16 protein-coding genes are annotated in these 18,953 nt (G+C 69.2%); 10 read left to right on the top strand and 6 right to left on the bottom strand.

Features of this window, described 5'->3' with window-relative positions:
• Positions 1 to 5: 5 nt before the first annotated feature.
• The 5 genes from napA to ACT541_RS20235 all read right to left on the bottom strand — a co-directional run bounded on the left by napA (position 6) and on the right by ACT541_RS20235 (position 4,874).
• On the bottom strand, positions 6 to 2,504 hold the full coding sequence (gene napA, locus ACT541_RS20215; protein ID WP_476139143.1) for a nitrate reductase catalytic subunit NapA: 2,499 nt from the start codon (positions 2,502 to 2,504) through the stop codon (positions 6 to 8).
• Between the two features lie 78 nt (positions 2,505 to 2,582).
• Positions 2,583 to 2,846, bottom strand: coding sequence for a chaperone NapD (locus ACT541_RS20220; RefSeq protein ID WP_476139145.1), 264 nt, complete (start codon positions 2,844 to 2,846; stop codon positions 2,583 to 2,585).
• Positions 2,843 to 3,358, bottom strand: coding sequence for a ferredoxin-type protein NapF (gene napF / locus ACT541_RS20225; RefSeq protein WP_476139147.1), 516 nt, complete (start codon positions 3,356 to 3,358; stop codon positions 2,843 to 2,845). The genes ACT541_RS20220 and napF overlap by 4 nt, the downstream gene beginning before the upstream one ends.
• Positions 3,359 to 3,486: 128 nt before the next feature.
• Positions 3,487 to 4,653 carry a DNA replication/repair protein RecF gene (gene recF, locus ACT541_RS20230; protein ID WP_476139177.1) on the bottom strand — a complete coding sequence of 389 codons (1,167 nt, stop codon included), beginning with the start codon at positions 4,651 to 4,653 and terminating at the stop codon, positions 3,487 to 3,489.
• Between the two features lie 29 nt (positions 4,654 to 4,682).
• Positions 4,683 to 4,874, bottom strand: a complete 192-nt coding sequence (locus ACT541_RS20235; RefSeq protein WP_476139149.1) for a DUF1192 domain-containing protein — start codon at positions 4,872 to 4,874, stop codon at positions 4,683 to 4,685.
• A 107-nt stretch (positions 4,875 to 4,981) separates the two neighbouring features.
• Here ACT541_RS20235 and ACT541_RS20240 point away from each other — a divergent pair, with 107 nt between their 5' ends.
• The 4 genes from ACT541_RS20240 to ACT541_RS20255 all read left to right on the top strand — a co-directional run bounded on the left by ACT541_RS20240 (position 4,982) and on the right by ACT541_RS20255 (position 7,949).
• A complete protein-coding gene (locus ACT541_RS20240) occupies positions 4,982 to 5,521 on the top strand; it encodes a dihydrofolate reductase family protein (protein WP_476139151.1) in 540 nt (179 codons plus the stop codon).
• A gap of 55 nt (positions 5,522 to 5,576) precedes the next feature.
• The gene (locus ACT541_RS20245) at positions 5,577 to 6,050 is read left to right on the top strand and encodes a cupin domain-containing protein (protein WP_476139153.1); all 474 of its coding nucleotides are present in this window, start codon (positions 5,577 to 5,579) and stop codon (positions 6,048 to 6,050) included.
• A 26-nt stretch (positions 6,051 to 6,076) separates the two neighbouring features.
• Positions 6,077 to 7,078 (top strand): NAD(P)H-quinone oxidoreductase, encoded by a 1,002-nt coding sequence (locus ACT541_RS20250; RefSeq protein WP_476139155.1) that lies wholly within the window; start codon positions 6,077 to 6,079, stop codon positions 7,076 to 7,078.
• A gap of 133 nt (positions 7,079 to 7,211) precedes the next feature.
• Positions 7,212 to 7,949, top strand: a complete 738-nt coding sequence (locus ACT541_RS20255) for a DUF1013 domain-containing protein (RefSeq protein WP_476139157.1) — start codon at positions 7,212 to 7,214, stop codon at positions 7,947 to 7,949.
• Between the two features lie 117 nt (positions 7,950 to 8,066).
• Here the strand turns inward: ACT541_RS20255 and ACT541_RS20260 are convergent, their stop codons facing one another.
• The gene (locus tag ACT541_RS20260; protein WP_476139159.1) at positions 8,067 to 9,131 is read right to left on the bottom strand and encodes a LacI family DNA-binding transcriptional regulator; all 1,065 of its coding nucleotides are present in this window, start codon (positions 9,129 to 9,131) and stop codon (positions 8,067 to 8,069) included.
• Between the two features lie 120 nt (positions 9,132 to 9,251).
• Between ACT541_RS20260 and ptsP the strand changes: the two genes are divergently transcribed.
• The 6 genes from ptsP to ACT541_RS20290 all read left to right on the top strand — a co-directional run.
• Positions 9,252 to 11,753, top strand: a complete 2,502-nt coding sequence (gene ptsP, locus ACT541_RS20265) for a phosphoenolpyruvate--protein phosphotransferase (RefSeq protein WP_476139161.1) — start codon at positions 9,252 to 9,254, stop codon at positions 11,751 to 11,753.
• Complete coding sequence (gene pfkB / locus ACT541_RS20270; RefSeq protein ID WP_476139163.1) at positions 11,750 to 12,712, top strand: 1-phosphofructokinase; 963 nt, start codon at positions 11,750 to 11,752, stop codon at positions 12,710 to 12,712. Before ptsP ends, pfkB begins: the two co-directional genes overlap by 4 nt.
• A 46-nt stretch (positions 12,713 to 12,758) precedes the next feature.
• Positions 12,759 to 14,168 (top strand): PTS fructose transporter subunit IIC, encoded by a 1,410-nt coding sequence (locus ACT541_RS20275; RefSeq protein WP_476139165.1) that lies wholly within the window; start codon positions 12,759 to 12,761, stop codon positions 14,166 to 14,168.
• Between the two features lie 167 nt (positions 14,169 to 14,335).
• A complete protein-coding gene (gene fba / locus ACT541_RS20280; protein ID WP_476139167.1) occupies positions 14,336 to 15,400 on the top strand; it encodes a class II fructose-bisphosphate aldolase in 1,065 nt (354 codons plus the stop codon).
• A 386-nt stretch (positions 15,401 to 15,786) separates the two neighbouring features.
• On the top strand, positions 15,787 to 18,486 hold the full coding sequence (adhE, locus tag ACT541_RS20285; RefSeq protein WP_476139169.1) for a bifunctional acetaldehyde-CoA/alcohol dehydrogenase: 2,700 nt from the start codon (positions 15,787 to 15,789) through the stop codon (positions 18,484 to 18,486).
• Between the two features lie 135 nt (positions 18,487 to 18,621).
• A partial coding sequence (locus ACT541_RS20290; protein WP_476139171.1) for a glyceraldehyde 3-phosphate dehydrogenase NAD-binding domain-containing protein occupies positions 18,622 to 18,953 on the top strand: 332 nt, incomplete at its 3' end.

Here is an 18,953-nt window from a genome sequence, read left to right on the forward strand (position 1 = left end):
GCGCGTCAGGCGCGCTCGACCTTGCAGGCGCATTTCTTGTAGTCGGTCTCCTTCGACAGCGGGCAGGTCGCGTCGAGGGTGAGCTTGTTGACGAGCTGGCCTTCGTCGAACCACGGGAAGAACACGACGCCCTTCGGCGGCTTGTTGCGTCCGCGGGTCTCGACGCGGCTCGTCACCTCGCCGCGACGGGTGGAGATGCGGATCTCCTGGCCGCGGCGCAGGCCCAGCGCCATGGCGTCGTCGGGGTGCATGAAGACGACGGCGTTGGGGAAGGACTTGTAGAGTTCCGGCACGCGGCGGGTCATCGAACCCGAATGCCAGTGCTCGAGCACGCGGCCGGTGACCAGCCACAGCGGCCAATCCTTGTCCGGGCTCTCGGCGGCGGGCTCGTAGGGGGCGAAGATGATCTTCGCCCTGCCGTCCTTGTAGCCGTAGAACTTCACGCCCTCGCCCTGCTTGACGTAGGGGTCGTAGCCTTCGCGGAAGCGCCAGTTGGTCTCCTTGCCGTCGACCACCGGCCACTTCAGGCCGCGGGCCTTGTGGTAGGTGTCGAAGGGCGCGAGGTCGTGCGCGTGGCCGCGGCCGAAGCTCGCGTATTCCTCGAACAGGCCCTTCTGCAGGTAGAAGCCGAAGTCCTTCGATTCCTGGTTCTCGAAGCCCTCGTAGGTCTCAGAGACCGGGTACTTGTCGACTTGGCCGTTCTTGAACAGCACCTCGTAGAGGGTCTTGCCGGCGAGTTCGGGCTTCTTGGCGATGAGGTCGGCGGGCCAGACCTCCTCGACCTTGAAGCGCTTGGAGAATTCGACGACCTGCCAGAGATCGGAGCGGGATTCGCCCGGGCCGGTCACCTGCTGGCGCCAGAACTGGGTGCGACGCTCGGCGTTGCCGTAGGCGCCTTCCTTCTCCACCCACATGGCGGTGGGCAGGATCAGGTCGGCGGAGAGCGCCGTCACCGTCGGATAGGGGTCGGACACGACGATGAAGTTCGCCGGGTTGCGATAGCCCGGGTAGCCTTCCTCGTTCATGTTCGGGGCGGCCTGCATGTTGTTGGTGCACTGGACCCAGTAGGCGTTCAGCGTCCCGTCCTTCAGCGCCCGGTTCTGGGCGACGGCGTGCAGACCGACCTTCTCGGGAATGGTGCCTTCCGGCAGCTTCCAGATGGCTTCCGCGACCTTGCGGTGCTCGGGATTGGTCACGACCATGTCGGCCGGCAGGCGATGGGAGAAGGTGCCGACCTCGCGGGCGGTGCCGCAGGCCGAGGGCTGGCCGGTCAGCGAGAAGGGCGAGTTGCCCGGCTCGGAGATCTTACCGACGAGCAGATGGACGTTGTACATCAACGAGTTGACCCACGAGCCGCGGGCGTGCTGGTTGAAGCCCATGGTCCACAGGCTCATGACCTTCTTCTTCGGATCGGCGTAGAGCTTGGCCAGCCGCTCGAGCTTCTCGGCCGGAACGCCGGAGAGTTCGGCGACGTATTCGAGCGTGTAGGGCTTCACCAGTTCGGCGTACTGCTCGAAGGTGATCGGCTCCATCTTGCCGGCGTCGACCTTGTGGGAGGCGTTGACGGCCTTTTCTTCCAGCGGATGCTTCGGGCGCAGGCCGTAGCCGATGTCGGTCGCGGTCTTGGTGAAGTTGACGTTCTTCGCGACGAATTCCTTGTTCACCGCCCCGGTCTGGATGATGTGGTTGGCGATGTAGTTGAGGATGGCGAGGTCGGTCTGCGGGTTGAAGATCATCCCGTTGTCGGCGAGCTCGAAGGAGCGGTGCTCGAAGGTCGAGAGCACGTGGACTTCCGAGCCCGGCTTGGTCAGGCGGGTGTTGGTGAGACGCGACCACAGGATCGGGTGCATCTCGGCCATGTTGGAACCCCACAGCACGAAGGCGTCGGCGTGCTCGAGGTCGTCGTAGCAGCCCATCGGCTCGTCGATGCCGAAGGTGCGCATGAAGCCGACCACGGCCGAGGCCATGCAGTGACGGGCGTTGGGGTCGAGGTTGTTGGAGCGGAAGCCGGCCTTGTAGAGCTTGGAGGCGGCATAGCCCTCCCACACCGTCCACTGGCCGGAACCGAACATGCCGACCGCCGACGGGCCCTTGGCCTTCAGCGCGGCCTTCCACTTCTCGGCCATGATGTCGAAGGCCTGGTCCCAGGTGACGGGCGTGAAGTCGCCGTCCTTGTCGAACTTGCCGTTCTTCATGCGCAGCAGCGGCCTGGTCAGCCGGTCCTGGCCGTACATGATCTTCGACAGGAAGTAGCCCTTGATGCAGTTGAGGCCGCGGTTGACCGGGGCTTCCGGGTCACCCTGGGTGGCGACGACTCGGCCGTCGCGGGTGCCGACCAGGACCGAGCAGCCGGTGCCGCAGAAGCGGCAGGGCGCCTTGTCCCAACGGATGCCGGCGTCGCCCACGGGGGCGGCGGCGGCGGGGGCGGCAATGCCGGCCACCGCGGCGGTGGCGGCGGCGGCCTGGGCCTTCAGCACGTCGCGGCGGGTGGTATGGATCGTCATCTTCGGCGACCTCCTCGGGGTCAGTCGGCGGATCGCGGCGGGCTTGCCCGCGATCGGGCTCCGGTCGGCGGTTTCGGATCAGGCGGCGGTGGCCGCCGGTTCTTCGGACGTTTCGGATTCGTGGGCGTGGTAGACGAGCGACGTTCCGATCACGCCGGCGATCTGGTTCATCGCCATCAGGGCATCGGAGGCCCAGCGGCCGTCGGCATCGGTGGCGGTCACCACCAGCCGACCGTCGTCGGTGGCGGCATGGACATCGACGCCGGCCATGCTCGCGAGCGCGGCGGAGACGTCGGCGACGTTGTCCGGCAACGCATGGACGAGGACACCGATCACGTTCATGCGGGGACTCCTTCGGAAACGGTGGCGGGCGCGATGGTGATCGCGGCGACCGGGCAGGGGGCGACGCAGGCGCCGCACCCGGTGCAGGTCGCCTCGTCGACGAGCGGCAGGAAGCGGCCGTCGGCGATGGGCACGAACCGCAGCGCCGCGGTCGGACAGGCATCGCCGCAGGAGCGGCAGTGGACCCCGCCGACGGCGAGGCAGCGGCCGGAGATCTCGGCGAGCAACGTCCAGGGGCGGCCGCCCTCGGTGACGATGGCGCCGGCCGGGCAGGCCTTGGCGCAGGCGTCGCAGAAGGTGCATTCGCCGTGGGCGAAGGACAGGATCGGCCGGTGATCACGATCGAGACGGATCACCTTCTCGGGGCAGGCGAAGGCACAGGCGGCGCAACCGTCGCAGCGCGTCGCGAAGAGCGCCTCCTCGACCGCGCCGGGTGGGCGCAGGGCAGTGGCGATCGCCGGCCGGGCGAGGCGCCCGCGCAGCAGATCACGACGTTGCAGACCGACGGACATGTGTTTCCCCTCGAAAACGAGCGGAAGATGACGTCGGGGCCGGTCGCGGCTCTTGATTTCGGGTAAGGGGTGCGGGTTCTTCCCGCTTCGGTCGAATACGGATGCCGGCGGATTCGCGCCGTTTCCGATCAGCTGCGACGGGATACCGCGCCGCCGCTCACCTCGAACTGCGACGCGCGGTCGCCGAGGCCGGCGAAGGCGCTCGCATCCGTCCCGGTCATCCAGCACTGCGCGCCGAGCGCCTCCAGCACGTCGAAGAGCTGGGCGCGGCGGACGGGATCGAGATGGGCGGCGATCTCGTCGAGGAGGAGGAGCGGTGCCCGGCCGGCGGTCTCGCCGACGAGGCGGGCATGGGCCAGCACCAGACCGAGCAGCAGCGCCTTCTGCTCGCCGGTCGAGGAGAGATGCGCCGGCATCGCCTTCGGTCCGTGGCGGACGACGAGATCGGCACGATGCGGCCCGTCGAGGGTGCGGCCGGCGGCACGGTCGCGGCGGCGGCTGTCGCGCAGGCGGGCGCGGAACGTGTCCTCGGCCTCGGCGGAAGGACCGCCGCGGGCGACCAGCGCCTCGATCTCGCCCTCCAGCGCCAGTTCGGCATGGGGGAAGGGGGCATCGGCCCGCGTCGCCTCGATCAGCCGTTCGAGACAGGAGACCGTCTCGACCCGGGCGGAGGCGACGGCGACGCCGAGTTCGGCCATCTGTTCCTCGATCGCGGCGATCCAGTCGAGGTCGAGGCGTTCGTCCTCGAGCAACCGGTTCCGCCCGCGCATGGCGCGCTCGTAGGCCGAGACGCGGGCGCCGTGGCCGGGATCGACGGCGAGCACCAGCCGATCGAGGAAGCGACGGCGGTCGCCGGCGGGGCCGGAGAAGAGCCCGTCCATCGCCGGGGTCAGCCACAGCACGCGGCAGTGTTCGAGGAGATCGTCGGCGGATTTGGCCTGCGTACCGTCGATGCGGACGCGGCGCTGGCGGGTCTCGTCCTCGCCCGGTGTGGCCTCGGCGCCGGTGCCGAGGCGGACCTCGCCGTCGGGGCCTTCGAGGCGGGCGAAGACCGACCAGGATCCGGCGCCGCCGAGGCGGGCCATCTCGTCGAGGCGGGCGCGACGGAAGCCGCGACCGGGCGTCATCAGCGACAGCGCCTCGAGCAGATTGGTCTTGCCGGCGCCGTTCTCACCGGTCAGCACGACGTGGCGGGTGTCGCAGGTGAGCGTCAGGCCGGCATAGTTGCGGAAGTCGGTCAGCCGCAGATCGACGACCGCGACGCGGGGGGCGGCGCGGGCGGCCGGCGGTTCCACCGGCGGGGTGATCTGGGCGAGCGCTTCGGTCAAAGGCGGAACACGGCTTCGGCGGCCGAGCGCGAGGCGCGGCGCTTGCCGACCTCGGTCTCGAGCCGCTCGATCTCGGCGCGCAGGATCGCGATGCGCTCCTCGAGCTCCTCGGCCGAGACCAGCGACACGTCCTGCCCGATCTCGTGGGCGAGCTTCTTCTTCACGGGTTCGTCGTCGATGAAGGCCATGGCCGGATCCGTCTTGGCGCCGGCGGGAGAGGCCGGTTCGCGCGACTCAGTATAGAACTCGACCGGCGGCACGCCAAACCGGGTCGCCCGAACACGTCGGAGAACGCATGCCCGAGGTCGTCGTCTACATCGCCCATTCGGTCGACGGCTTCATCGCCGATCGCGACGGCGGCATCGGCTGGCTGAAGCCCTTCGAGGCGGTCGACTACGGCTACGACGCCTTCGCCGCGCGGATCGACGCGGTGGTGATGGGGTCGGCGACCTATCGCGACTGCCGACGTTTCCCCGATTGGCCCTATGCGGGCAAGGCGGCCTTCGTCATGACCAAGTCGGGGCGGATCGACGAGGACGGGCTCGCCGTCTTCGACGACCGCACGGCGGTCGAGATCGCCATCGACTGCGAACGCTCGGGGTTCCGGCGGATCTGGGTGGTGGGCGGCGGCGGGCCGATCCGCGCCTTCCTCGACGCCGGCCTCGTCAAGCGCCTGCATCTCTTCCAGATTCCGATCCTGCTCGGCGGCGGCGTGCCGCTGTGGGTCGGCGGGCGCAAGAGCTGGGCGACGGCGCCCGAACGCGTGACCGTGCACGCCAACGGCGTGGTCGAGAGCGTGCTCGGGGTCGGGGCGATCAATCCTTCGCGCAAGTGACAGCGAGGGGGCGACGGACTAGGGTCGGGCGGTTCTTCGACGAGGGAGAAACGCCATGCCCGCACCGCGCGCCCCCGCCTTCGATCCCTTCGACGTACCGGAATCGAACGCTTCCGCCGTTCCGCCGCCGCACGACGCGCCCAACCGCAAGCGCTGGTATCGCCGTCTCGGCGAACACGCCGGCATCACCCGATTCGGCGTCAACCTCGTGCGCATCGCGCCGGGCGGCCAGTCGTCGTTCCGCCACTGGCACACCGAGCAGGACGAGTTCGTCTGGGTGCTCGAGGGCGAGGTGGTGCTGGTGACCGACGCCGGCGAGCAGGTGCTGAAGCCCGGCGCCTGCGCCGGCTTCCCGCATGCGACCGGCGACGGTCACCAGTTCCTCAACCGCTCGGCCGAGGACGTGCTGATCCTGGTGGTCGGCGATCGCACACCCGGCGATGCGGTCGGCTATCCCGACGACGATCTGGCGGCGAATTTCGTCGACGGTCGCTTCGTCTTCACCCGCAAGGACGGCTCGCCGCTGTGACGCGGCGTGGCCCCGAGAGGTCCTCCATGATCGACATTCCCGCCACGCAGACCGTCGTCGCCATTCCCGAACCCGGCGGACCGGAGGCGCTCGTGCTCGAAACCCGGCCGGTGCCGGCGCCGGGGCCGGGCGAGGTGCTGGTGAAGGTGGCCGCGGCCGGCGTCAACCGGCCCGACGTGCTGCAGCGCGAGGGCGGCTATCCGCCGCCGAAGGGCGCCTCCGACATCCCCGGCCTCGAGATCGCCGGTACCGTCGCGGCCCTCGGCGCGGGCGTGACGGGGCTCGCGGTCGGCGACGCGGTGGTGGCGCTGCTCCAGGGTGGCGGTTACGCCGAATGGGCTGCTGTCGACGCGCGTTGCGTCCTGCCGCTGCCCAAGGGGCTGTCGATGGTCGAGGGCGCGAGCCTGCCGGAGACGGTCTTCACCGTGTGGTCGAACGTCTTCGACCGGGCGGGGCTGAAGGCCGGCGAGGTCTTCCTCGTCCACGGCGGCACCTCGGGCATCGGCGTCGCGGCGATCCAGTTGGCCAGGGCCTTCGGCGCCACGGTGATCGCCACGGCGAGCGGGGCGGAGAAGTGCGCGCGCTGTCGCGCGCTCGGCGCCGATCTGGCGATCGACTATCGCGACCAGGACTTCGTCAAGGAGGTCAAGGACTTCACCCAGGGTCACGGGGCCGACGTGATCCTCGACATGGTCGGCGGCGACTACATCGAGCGCAACCACGAGGCCGCGGCGGTGGAAGGGCGGATCGTCCAGATCGCCTTCCTGCGCGGCTCGAAGGTGACGCTCAACTTCATGCGGGTGATGCTGAAGCGTCTCACCCACACCGGCTCGACGCTGCGCGCCCGCGACGCCGCCTTCAAGGGCGCGATCGCCGAGGCGCTGCGCCAGAAGGTCTGGCCGCTGGTCGAGGCGGGGGCGGTGAGGCCGGTGATCGATTCGACCTTTCCGCTCGCGCAAGTGGTCGAGGCGCACCGGCGGATGGAGACCAACGCCCACGTCGGCAAGATCGTGCTGACGGTCGGGTGAGGCAGGACGGGGCGCGAACCGATGATTTGCACCATGCATCGTTTCGCGCTATGAACGCGCATCCCCTTTCATGGTGACAGTTCCGCTTCCCCCCGCCGGCCGGCCGGGAGAAGCCTCGAGGAAGGTCCATCCGATGGCGACCCCGACCAATACGCCTCTCATGCCCAAGGCCACCGCCGTGTGGCTGGTGGAGAACACCGCGCTCTCCTTCGACCAGATCGCCGCCTTCTGCCGGCTGCATCCGCTCGAGGTGAAGGCCATCGCCGACGGCGAGGCGGCGCAGGGCATCAAGGGTCTCGACCCGCTGATCACCGGCCAGCTCACCCGCGAGGAGATCGATCGCGCGGTCAAGGATCCGGCGCATCGCCTCAAGCTCGCCGATCCGAAGGTGCGCGTGCCGGAAGCCAAGCGTCGCGGTCCGCGCTACACGCCGGTGTCGCGCCGTCACGATCGCCCCAACGCGATCCTGTGGCTGCTGCGCAATCATCCCGAGCTCAAGGACGCGGCGATCATGCGCCTCGTCGGCACCACCAAGACGACGATCCAGCAGATTCGCGAGCGCACCCACTGGAACGCCGCCAATCTCGCTCCGTCCGATCCGGTGACGCTCGGCCTCTGCTCGCAGCTCGAGCTCGACCTCGAGGTCGAGAAGGCGGCGAAGTCGATGCCGATCCGCGAGGCCGGCGATCCGGGCGCGGCGACGCTGCTGTCGGTCGACGAGACGGTGACGCCGGATGCGCTCGAGGGCGCCGGCAACTACGGCTCGGGCATCCGCGGCGAGGGCCGAGAGGACGAACTCGACGCCGACAAGATCTTCGCCAAGCTCAAGTCGATGAAGGGCCCGGAAGAGGCCGAAGACGACGAGATCTGACGGCGACGTCATGGACAAAAAAAGAGCCCGGGTGGAGCGATCCACCCGGGCTCTTTTTGTCTTCGAGGTCGAGATGGGCGGCCCATTCGGCCGCTGCTTTTCTGGCTTCGCGCCGCTTCACTCCGCCGCGCGGGGCGCCGTCGCTTCGTCGCGGTCGATCAGGCGGCCGGCGAGCACGATCTTGCAGGGCGCGACGTCGGGTCGTTCGAGGCGGCGGAAGAGCAGGTCCATCGCCGAGCGGCCGATCTCCTCGACCGGCTGTTCGATGACGGTCAGGCCGCGGCCGATCATCTCGGTCCACATCTCGTTGTCGAAACCGGCGAGGACGACGTCGTCGTCGATCGCGAGACCGGCACTGCGGACGGCGCGGGCCATGCCCAGCACGATCTGACCGTTGGAGCCGACGAAGGCGTCGGGGCGGTCGGGTTCGGTCAGCCAGCGGGCGAGTTCACGCTCGGAGGCTTCCGCCGAGGGTTCGATCATCCGTGCCTCGGGCGCCAGACCGTGGGCGAGCATGGCGGCGGCATAGCCGCGATGGCGCTCCTGGGCGGTCGACGAGGTGTTGCCGAAGAGGCCGCCGATGCGGCGATGACCGCGACCCAGGAGATGCGAGATCAGCGTGTCGACGGCGGCGGAGTTGTCGATGACGACGGAATCGTGCGCGCCGGTCGGACCGGCGCGGTCGACCAGCACGACGGGGAAGTCGAAGGTCATGGTCTCCAGCCGATCGGCGGTCGCCCGCGTCGGGGCGATGATCAGACCGGTGATCCGCTCTTCCTGCATCAGCCGCAGATACATCGCCTCGCGGGTCGGGTTCTCGTCGGTGTTGCAGAGGACGACCCGCATGTCGGCGCGATAGGCGGCGTCCTCCACCGCGCGCGACAGCGAGGTGAAGAACGGATTGCGGATGTCGGAGACGATCAGACCGATCGTGCGCGAGGCGCGGGTGCGCAGGCGGCGGGCGGAGAGATTGGGGCGGTAACCGGTCTCGCGGACGGCGGCCTCGACGCGCTCGCGCGTCTCGCGACTGGCAGGACCGCCGGTCAGCACGCGCGACACGGTGGCGGGCGAGACGCCGGCGCGGGTCGCGACGTCGCGGATGCCCACGACATGGTGGCTCGCGGCATTGGGCGTGCCCGCGGCGTTGGGTGAAAACGTTTCCATCCAAAATTCATAACTCATCCCCATCTTTTTACGCAATACGCATTTGTGCGCCGTTTACAGCGCCAGGGACAAAGGTCTTTATGCGCGATCGAGAAATGAAATCGTTTTCAGTCCGTACCTGCGATCGAGGATGATCCCATGGCGTCCGGCTCCAGCCTTCTCTCCGTCGACCGGGTGCGTCGCACTCGGGCTCCCGCGTCCAAGGTGGCGGCGATCCGCGAAGCGGCGCAGCTGCTCGTGGCGAGCGGCCGCATCGATCCCGCCTATGTCGAATCCATGCTGCGTCGCGAGCAGGTGGCCGACACCTATCTCGGCCGCGGCGTCGCGATCCCCCACGGCATGGTCGAGGACCGCGCGCTGATCCGCGACAACGGCCTCGCCATTCTCCAGATTCCCGAGGGCGTGACCTGGAACGACGGCCAGACCGTCCGCCTCGTCGTCGCCATCGCCGCCCAGTCGGATGCCCACATCTCGATCCTGCGCCGTCTGACCCGGCTCCTGCAGGACGAGGCGGCGCTCGAGGCGGTGATCGCGGCCGAGGATCCGTCCGCGGTCATCACCGCGCTCGGCGAGACGCCCGCCGCGGCCGCCCCCGCCGCGCCGGCGAGCGACCTCGCCGAGAAGTTCGAATGGGTCTGCGACTATCCGAACGGTCTCCATGCCCGTCCGGCGGCCCATTGGATCGAGACGGCGCGCCGCCAGAAGGCGCGCGTCCAGGTCCGCTCCGGCGACGTCGTCGCCGATCCGCGCAATCTCGTCTCCCTGCTCCAGCTCGGCCTGCGCGACGGCGAGACCGTCGTCGTCTCGGCCGAGGGCGAAGGCGCCGCCGAGGCGCTCGCCGCGATGAAGGCCGCCATCGTCGCGTTGACCGCCCAGGAAAAGGCCGATGCCGCCAAGGCCGCCGCCAAGGCCGCGGTCGTCGGTGGCTGGACGCCGCCGTCGGCGCTGCCGGCGCTGCCGGGCATCTCGGCCTCGCCGGGTCTGGCGATCGGTCGCGTCCACGTGCTGCGGGCGGCGGAGATCGTCGTGCCGGACGTGCCGGTCGATCTGGTCGAAGGCGGCGGCGCGCTCGATCGCGCCCTCGACACCACCCGCCAGAAGCTCGCGGCGATCGCCGACGACACCCGCCGCCGTCTCGGCGGGGCTGAGGCCGCCATCTTCGAGGCGCAGGGCGAATTCCTCGCCGACACCGATCTCGTCACCGCCGCCTGCCGCCTGATGGTCGAAGGCCACGGCGCCGCGTGGTCGTGGCATCAGGCGGTCGAACGCACCGCCGCCTCGCTCGCCGCTCTCGGCAATCCTCTGTTGGCCGCCCGTGCGGTCGATCTGCGCGACGTCGGTCGCCGCGTCCTGCTCGAACTCGCCCCCGAGCTGGAAGCGGCGACCGCCGCCGTCGCCTTCGACGGCCCGGTGATCCTGGTCGCCGACGATCTCACCCCGTCCGACACCGCCGGTCTCGACACCGCCCGCGTCGTCGGCCTCGTCACCGCCCGTGGCGGTCCGACCTCGCACACCGCGATCCTCGCCCGCACCCTGGGTCTTCCGGCGATCGTCGCGGCCGGCGATGCCGCGCTCGATCTCGCCGAAGGCGTCGAGGCGATCATCGACGGTGGCGGCGCCCGCCTCTGGCTCCAGCCCGATGCGGTTTCGCTGGAAGCGGCGCGCGCCCGGATCGCGGCCGATGCCGCCAAGCGTTCGCGCGAGGCCGAGGATCGTGCCGCGCCGGCCACCACCACGGACGGGCGTCGCTTCGAGATCGCCGCCAACGTCAACACGCCCGATCAGGTCGGCATGGCGATCGACCTCGGCGCCGAGGGGGTCGGCCTGATGCGGACGGAATTCCTCTTCCTCGAGCGCGGCGCCACGCCGAGCGAGGACGAGCAGTACGAGATCTATGCCGCGATGCTCGACGCGCTCGGCGATCGCCCGCTGATCGTGCGCGCCCTCGACATCGGCGGCGACAAGCAGGTCGCCCATCTCGAACTGCCGAAGGAGGAGAACCCCTTCCTCGGCGTGCGCGGCGCGCGTCTCCTGCTGCGCCGGCCCGATCTGATGCTGCCGCAGCTGCGCGCCCTCTACCGCGCCGCCAAGACCGGGCGGAAGCTGCTGATCATGTTCCCGATGATCACCTCGGTCGGCGAAGTCATCGCGCTGCGCGCCGTCTGCGAACGGGTCCGTGCCGAACTCGACGCGCCGGTCGTGCCGATCGGCATCATGGTCGAGGTCCCGGCCGCCGCCCTGATGGCCGACGTCCTCGCCCCGCATGTCGACTTCTTCTCGATCGGCACCAACGACCTCACCCAGTACGCGCTGGCGATCGACCGGCAGCATCCCGATCTCGCCGGCGAGGCCGACAGCCTGCACCCGGCGGTGCTGCGGCTGATCGAACGGACGGTGGCGGGCGCGGAAGCGGCCGGCAAATGGGTCGGCGTGTGCGGCGGCATCGCCGGCGATCCCTTCGGCGCCTCAATCCTCGCCGGTCTCGGAGTCCACGAGCTGTCGATGACCCCGCGCGACGTCGCCGGCGTCAAGGCCCGCATCCGCGCGGCCGCCGTCGCCGAACTGAAGGCGCTGGCCGCAAGGGCGCTCGCCTGCGACAGCGCCGATCAGGTGCGCGCGCTGGAAGGAGCGAAGTCATGACCGACATCGCCCATCCGCTCGCCGTCACCGTGACGCTCAATCCGGCGATCGACCTCACCGTCACCCTCGACCGTTTCGTCGTCGGCACCGTGCAGCGCGCCCGCGCCGCCCTGTCGAACGTCGGCGGCAAGGGCGTCAACGTCGCCGGCTGCCTCGCCGACTGGGGCGTGCCGGTGGCCGCCACCGGCATTCTCGGTCGGGCCAACGACGACGGCTTCACCGAGTTCTTCGCCGCCAAGGGTATCGGCGACCGCTTCGTGCGGACCGCCGGCGAGACCCGCACCAACATCAAGATCGCCAATCTCGCCAACGGCGAGACGACCGACATCAACCTGCCGGGGCTCGAGATCTCGGAAGGCACGTTCGACGCGGTGCGCGCGGCGCTGCTGCGTTCGGTCGTGCCCGGCCGTCCGGTGGTGCTCGCCGGCTCGGTGCCGGAATCGCTTCCCGACGACGCCTGGACGGTGCTCGCCGAGGATCTCGTCAAGCACGGCGCCCGCGTCGTGGTCGACACCTCGGGCGCGCCGCTGGCGCGACTGCTGTCGAGCGGCCTGGCGATCCACGCGGTGAAGCCCAACCGCCACGAGCTCGAGAGCGCCGTCGGTCGGTCGCTCTCCCGCCGCGAGGACCTCGTCGAGGCGGCGCGCATGCTGATCGCTCGCGGCATCGGCCTCGTCGTCGTGTCGCTCGGCGAGGAGGGCGCGCTCTTCGTCACCGCCGAGCGCATGCTCGCGGCGAAACTGCCGCCCAAGACCGTGGTCTCCACCGTCGGCGCCGGCGACAGCATGGTCGCCGGCCTCGTCGCCGGCCTCGTCGAAGGCGCCGATCTCGAGCGCATCGCGCGGCTCGCGGTCGCCTTCCCCGCATCCAAACTCGATCGGATCGGACCCCATCTCGGGCCGAAGGCCGATGTCGAAAAGCTCGCCGACGCCGTCGAGGTGACGTCGCCGGTGGCCTGATCTCCACCAGGAGGAAGAGCGGGGTCGACCCCGCCAGGAGGAACAGATGTCGAAATTCGTGGTCGCCGTAACATCCTGCCCGACGGGCATCGCGCATACGTTCATGGCCGCCGAAGGTGTCGAGAGCGGCGCCAAGGCGCTCGGCTACGAGGTCAAGGTGGAAACCCAGGGCTCTGTCGGTTCGCAGAACGCGCTGACGGCCGAGGAGATCGCCCGCGCCGACCTCGTGATCATCGCCGCCGACACCAACGTCGACCTCGCCCGCTTCGCCGGCAAGCGCGTCTTCTCCTCCTCCACCAAGGCCGCCATCGGCGACGGCAAGGCCCTCGTCCAGAAGGCCTTCGCCGAGGCCACCGTCCAGGGTGCCGCCGCCTCCGCCGCCACGCCGCTCGCCGACCGCGTCGCCGCCGAGAAGGCCGCCCGCTCGGCCGATCGCGCCGGCGTCTACAAGCACCTGATGACCGGCGTCAGCTACATGCTGCCCTTCGTCGTCGCCGGCGGTCTCCTCATCGCCATCGCGTTTGCTCTGGGCGGCATCTACGTCTACCAGCCCGAACATGCCGGCACGCTCGGTCAGGCCCTGTTCCAGATCGGCGCCAAGTCCGGCTTCGCCCTGATGGTGCCGATCCTCGCCGGCTTCATCGCCTATTCGATCGCCGACCGTCCCGGCATCGCCCCCGGTGCCATCGGCGGCATGCTCGCGGGCACCATCGGTGCCGGCTTCCTCGGCGGCATCCTCGCCGGCTTCCTCGCCGGCTACGTCGTCAAGTTCCTCAACGACAACATCAACCTCGGCCGCAATCTCGACGGCTTGAAGCCCGTCCTGATCCTGCCGCTGCTCGGCACCACCATCGTCGGCCTGCTGATGATCTACGTCATCGGCCAGCCGGTCGCCTCGGCGCTGTCGGCGCTGACCGCCTGGCTCAAGGGCATGCAGACCGCCAATGCGGTCGTGCTGGGTGCGATCATCGGTGCGATGATGGCCTTCGACATGGGCGGCCCGGTCAACAAGGCGGCCTATACCTTCGCCACCGGCCTGATCGCCTCGGCCGACAACGCCGTCTACGGCCCGATGGCCGCCGCCATGGCCGCCGGCATGACCCCGCCGCTGGCTCTGGCGCTCGCCACCAAGCTCTTCGCCGACCGCTTCAACGAAGACGAGCGCGAGGCCGGCAACGCCGCCTTCTTCCTCGGCATCTCCTTCATCACCGAGGGCGCGATCCCCTTCGCGGCGAAGGATCCGCTGCGGGTCATCCCGTCGCTGATGGCGGGTTCGGCTCTGGCCGGCATGATCTCGATGGGCGTCGGTGCCGAACTCAAGGTCCCGCACGGCGGCATCTTCGTCCTGCCGATCCCGAACGCCGTCACCCATCTGATGGGCTACGTCATCGCGATCGTCGCCGGCACCGTCCTGTCGGCCGTCATGCTCCGCATCCTCAAGCCCAAGGCGGCGTGAGGACTCCGAGACACGCAGAGCCGGGCGGCGCGTCCGCCCGGTCTCTCGCCAGCCTGCCGGACGGTTCGCCGCCCGGCGGCCTCTCCCGCCGGCTCGGTCGGCCCGGACGCTTCGCACCCCACGCAATTCGTCTTCCCTGCAACGAACCCCCGGAAGGAGTTCGAACGATGGCTCTCGTCTCCCTGCGCCAGCTGCTCGACCATGCCGCCGAGCACGGCTATGCGCTGCCCGCCTTCAACATCAACAACATGGAACAGATGCTCTCGGTCATGGGCGCGGCGGCGGAAGCCGATGCCCCGGTGATCCTGCAGGCGAGCCGCGGCGCCCGTGCCTTCGCCAACGACATCGTCCTGAAGCACCTGATCCAGGCGGCGATCGAACTCTATCCGAAGATCCCGGTGTGCATGCATCAGGATCACGGCAACTCGCCCGAGACCTGCCTCTCGGCCGTCGTCAACGGCTTCTCGTCGGTGATGATGGACGGCTCGCTGATGCCCGACGGCAAGACACCGGCGGACTTCGACCACAACGTCATGATCACCTCCAAGGTGGTCGAGACCTCGCACATGGTCGGCGTCTCGGTCGAAGGCGAACTCGGCGTGCTCGGCTCCCTCGAGACCGGCATGGGCGAGAAGGAGGACGGTCACGGCGCCGAGGGCGTGCTCGACCACTCCCAGCTCCTCACCGATCCCGATCAGGCGGTCGCCTTCGTCAAGGCGACGGGCGTCGACGCGCTCGCCATCGCCATGGGCACCTCGCACGGCGCCTACAAGTTCACCCGCAAGCCCGACGGCGACATCCTGGCCCTTCACGTGGTCAAGGAGATCAACAAGCGCGCGCCGGGTCTGCATCTCGTCATGCACGGCTCGTCGTCGGTGCCGCAGGAACTGCAGGACATCATCAACGCCTACGGCGGCGAGATGCCCCAGACCTTCGGCGTGCCGATCGAGGAGATCCTCGAGGCGTCGCGCCACGGCGTGCGCAAGGTCAACATCGACACCGACTGCCGCATGGCGATCACCGGCCAGATCCGCAAGGTCTTCGCCGAGAAGCCCGGCGAGTTCGACCCGCGCACCTACATGAAGCCCGCCATGGCGGCGATGAAGGCACTGTGCAAGACGCGCTACGAGCAGTTCGGCGCGGCCGGCCAGGCCTCGAAGATCGACCCCGTGCCGCTGTCGGTCATGGCCGCGCGCTACAAGGACGGCTCGCTGCCGCGCGCCGTCGCCTGAGGCGGCCGTCGTCGCTCCGACATCGTCTGTCCGCACCCTGTCCCCGCCGCGTCACCCACGCGGCGGGGATTCGCGTGTCCGGCTGCCGATGCGCGGATGTGAACGGAGATGATGAAAACGTTTTCATCGCGAGCGGCGCGGTTTCTGCATGGCTGGTCGGCGAGATCCGCCACAAATGCTAGGTGCGAATACGCATTGGGGCCGTTCGGGCTCTTCGCCCTCTTGCAGGATGACGTGAAATCGTTTTCATTAGAAGAAAGTCGAAGACGCGACGAAAACGGCGTATCTTCGCGAACATCCGGCGCACGACAGGCGTGCGTCGCCGCGGCCCGGAGGTTCGGGTCGCCGCCGGTGGCGAGAGGCAAAATGCCCGCCCTCGGCGATCCATGAGGAGCCCAGAAATGCCCGTGTCGTCGCTCATCGAACTCGACGCCCTCGTCGCACGCGTGAAGGCCGCCCAGGCGGTCTACGCCACGTTCGACCAGGAGAAGGTGGACGCGATCTTCCGCGCCGCCGCCTTCGCCGCGGCCGATGCCCGCATCCCGCTCGCCATGATGGCGGCCGAGGAGACCGGCATGGGCGTGGTCGAGGACAAGGTGGTGAAGAACCACTTCGCCTCCGAATACATCTACAACGCCTACAAGGACGAGAAGACCTGCGGCATCGTCGCCGAGGACACCGTCGGCGGTACCGTCACCATCGCCGAGCCGATCGGCCTGATCTGCGGCATCGTGCCGACGACCAACCCGACCTCGACCGCGATCTTCAAGTCGCTCATCGCGTTGAAGACCCGCAACGGCATCGTCTTCTCGCCCCATCCGCGCGCCAAGTTCGCCACCTGCGCCGCCGCCAAGCTGGTGCTCGACGCGGCGATCGCCGCAGGCGCCCCTGCCGACATCATCGGCTGGATCGACACGCCCTCGGTCGAGCTCTCCAACGCGCTGATGAAGCATCCGGAGATCAACCTGATCCTGGCGACCGGTGGTCCGGCCATGGTCAAGGCGGCCTATTCGTCGGGCAAGCCGGCGATCGGCGTCGGCGCCGGCAACGCGCCGGTGGTCATCGACGAGCACGCCGACATCAAGCGCGCCGTCGCCTCGATCCTGATGTCCAAGACCTTCGACAACGGCATGATCTGCGCCTCCGAGCAGGCGGTCGTGGCGGTCTCCTCGGTCTACGACGCGGTGCGCGAGCGCTTCTCCACCCACGGCGGCTACATCCTGTCGCCCGACGAGCTGGAGAAGGTGCGTCGCGTGGTGTTCCCGAACGGCCACCTCTCGGCCGACGTGGTCGGCCAGTCGGCGGTCAAGATCGCCGCGCGCGCCGGCGTCACGGTGCCGGCCACCACCAAGGTGCTGATCGGCGAGGTCGAGACCGTCGGCGACGAGGAGCCCTTCGCCCACGAGAAGCTGTCGCCGACGCTGGCGCTCTATCGCCGCGCCGACTTCGCCGCCGCCCTCGACGCCGCGGCCGAACTGGTGGCGCTCGGCGGCATCGGCCACACCTCGGTGCTCTACACCGACCAGGACCGTCATCCCGAGCGGGTGATGGCCTTCGGCGAGCGGATGAAGACCGCCCGCATCCTGATCAACACGCCCTCGTCGCACGGCGGCATCGGCGATCTCTACAACTTCAACCTGGCGCCGTCGCTGACGCTCGGGTGCGGCTCGTGGGGTGGCAACTCCATCTCCGACAACGTCGGGCCGAAGCACCTGATCAACAAGAAGACGGTGGCGAAGCGGGCCGAGAACATGCTCTGGCACAAGCTCCCCAAGTCGATCTACTTCCGTCGCGGCGCGATCGTCGAGGCTATGAAGGATCTCGAGGGCAAGAAGCGCGCGCTTCTGGTCACCGATCGCTTCCTGTTCCAGACCGGCATGGCCGACGAGATCATCGGCCTCCTGAAGAAGAACGGCATCGAGGTCGAGGTCTTCGCCGACGTCGAGGCCGATCCGACCCTGACCGCGGTGAAGAAGGGTGCCGAGCGTGCGGCCGCCTTCAAGCCCGACCTGATCGTCGCCTTCGGCGGCGGCTCGCCGATGGACGCCGCCAAGATCATCTGGGTGATGTACGAGCACCCCGACGTCCACTTCGAGGACCTCGCCCTGCGCTTCATGGACATCCGCAAGCGCATCTACAAGTTCCCGAAGATGGGCGTGAAGGCCGAGATGGTCGCCATCCCGACGACCTCGGGCACCGGCTCGGAGGTCACTCCCTTCGCCGTCGTCACCGACGACACCAAGGGCATGAAGTATCCGCTCGCCGACTACGAGATCACCCCGACGATGGCGGTCGTCGACGCCAACTTCGTGATGAACCTCCCGAAGTCGCTCACCGCCTTCGGCGGCATCGACGCGGTGACCCATGCGCTCGAGGCCTATGTCTCGGTGATGGCCAACGAGTTCTCCGACGGTCAGGCGCTGCAGGCGCTGAAGCTGCTGAAGGACTATCTGCCGGCCTCCTACACCGAGGGCGCGGCCAACGCGGTGGCGCGTGAGAAGGTGCATTCGGGTGCCACCATCGCCGGCGTCGCCTTCGCCAACGCCTTCCTCGGCGTCTGCCACTCGATGGCGCACAAGCTGGGTGCGACCTTCCATCTGCCGCACGGCCTCGCCAACGCGCTCTTGATCTCCAACGTCATCCGCTTCAACGCGGTCGACAACCCGACCAAGCAGACCGCTTTCTCGCAGTACGACCGGCCGCAGGCCCGTCGCCGCTATGCCGAGATCGCCGATCACCTCGGCCTGACCGAGGCGGGCGACCGCACCGGCGCCAAGGTCGAGAAGCTGGTCGCCTGGGTGGACGGCCTCAAGGCCCACCTCGGCATCCAGCCGTCGATCCAGGCGGCGGGCGTGGCGGAGGCCGACTTCCTGGCCGCCGTCAAGAAGATCGCGGTCGAGGCCTTCGACGATCAGTGCACCGGCGCCAACCCGCGCTTCCCGCTGATCTCCGAGCTCGAGAGCCTGCTGCTCGCCAGCTACTACGGCCGCCCCTACGTCGAGGCCCCGGAAGTCATCGCCGCCAAGCCGGCGGTGATCGCCTCCGAACCGGCGCCGAAGAAGGGTGGCCGCAAGGCGGCCGAATGAGAACCGTGTCCCCGTCGGCCGCACCGGCCCATTCGCCCCAGGGTGCGGGTCCGGTCGGCGGGGATGCGTGCCCCCTCGCATCCTCGATTTTTCCGTCCCTCGCCGGGACATGCTGATCTCTCAGGAGGAATTTCCATGGCTGTTCGTGTCGCCATCAACGGTTTCGGTCGCATCGGTCGCAACGTGCTCCGCGCCATCGTCGAGTCCGGCCGGACCGACATCGAGGTCGTCGCCATCAACGACCTCGGCCCGGTCGAGACCAACGCGCACCTCGTGCGCTACGACTCGGTCCACGGTCGCTTTCCCGGCACCGTGACGGTCGCCGGCGACACGATCGACGTCGGCCGCGGCCCGATCAAGGTGACCGCCGTGCGCGATCCCTCGACCCTGCCGTGGAAGGAACTCGGCGTCGACATCGCGCTCGAGTGCACCGGCCTCTTCACCGCCAAGGAGAAGGCCGCCGCGCA

It is taken from the genome of Pinisolibacter sp. DMC100 (assembly GCF_056313705.1).

Excerpts from the sequence above, each read along its gene's own strand:
- ACT541_RS20240 (WP_476139151.1), top strand. The coding sequence starts at position 4,982 with ATGCCCGAGGTCGTCGTCTACATCGCCCATTCGGTCGACGGCTTCATC.
- napA (WP_476139143.1), bottom strand. The coding sequence starts at position 2,504 with ATGACGATCCATACCACCCGCCGCGACGTGCTGAAGGCCCAGGCCGCC.
- fba (WP_476139167.1), top strand. The coding sequence starts at position 14,336 with ATGGCTCTCGTCTCCCTGCGCCAGCTGCTCGACCATGCCGCCGAGCAC.
- ptsP (WP_476139161.1), top strand. The coding sequence starts at position 9,252 with ATGGCGTCCGGCTCCAGCCTTCTCTCCGTCGACCGGGTGCGTCGCACT.
- pfkB (WP_476139163.1), top strand. The coding sequence starts at position 11,750 with ATGACCGACATCGCCCATCCGCTCGCCGTCACCGTGACGCTCAATCCG.
- ACT541_RS20235 (WP_476139149.1), bottom strand. The coding sequence starts at position 4,874 with ATGGCCTTCATCGACGACGAACCCGTGAAGAAGAAGCTCGCCCACGAG.
- adhE (WP_476139169.1), top strand. The coding sequence starts at position 15,787 with ATGAGGAGCCCAGAAATGCCCGTGTCGTCGCTCATCGAACTCGACGCC.
- ACT541_RS20260 (WP_476139159.1), bottom strand. The coding sequence starts at position 9,131 with ATGAGTTATGAATTTTGGATGGAAACGTTTTCACCCAACGCCGCGGGC.
- ACT541_RS20220 (WP_476139145.1), bottom strand. The coding sequence starts at position 2,846 with ATGAACGTGATCGGTGTCCTCGTCCATGCGTTGCCGGACAACGTCGCC.
- ACT541_RS20275 (WP_476139165.1), top strand. The coding sequence starts at position 12,759 with ATGTCGAAATTCGTGGTCGCCGTAACATCCTGCCCGACGGGCATCGCG.
- ACT541_RS20245 (WP_476139153.1), top strand. The coding sequence starts at position 5,577 with ATGCCCGCACCGCGCGCCCCCGCCTTCGATCCCTTCGACGTACCGGAA.
- ACT541_RS20255 (WP_476139157.1), top strand. The coding sequence starts at position 7,212 with ATGGCGACCCCGACCAATACGCCTCTCATGCCCAAGGCCACCGCCGTG.
- napF (WP_476139147.1), bottom strand. The coding sequence starts at position 3,358 with ATGTCCGTCGGTCTGCAACGTCGTGATCTGCTGCGCGGGCGCCTCGCC.
- ACT541_RS20250 (WP_476139155.1), top strand. The coding sequence starts at position 6,077 with ATGATCGACATTCCCGCCACGCAGACCGTCGTCGCCATTCCCGAACCC.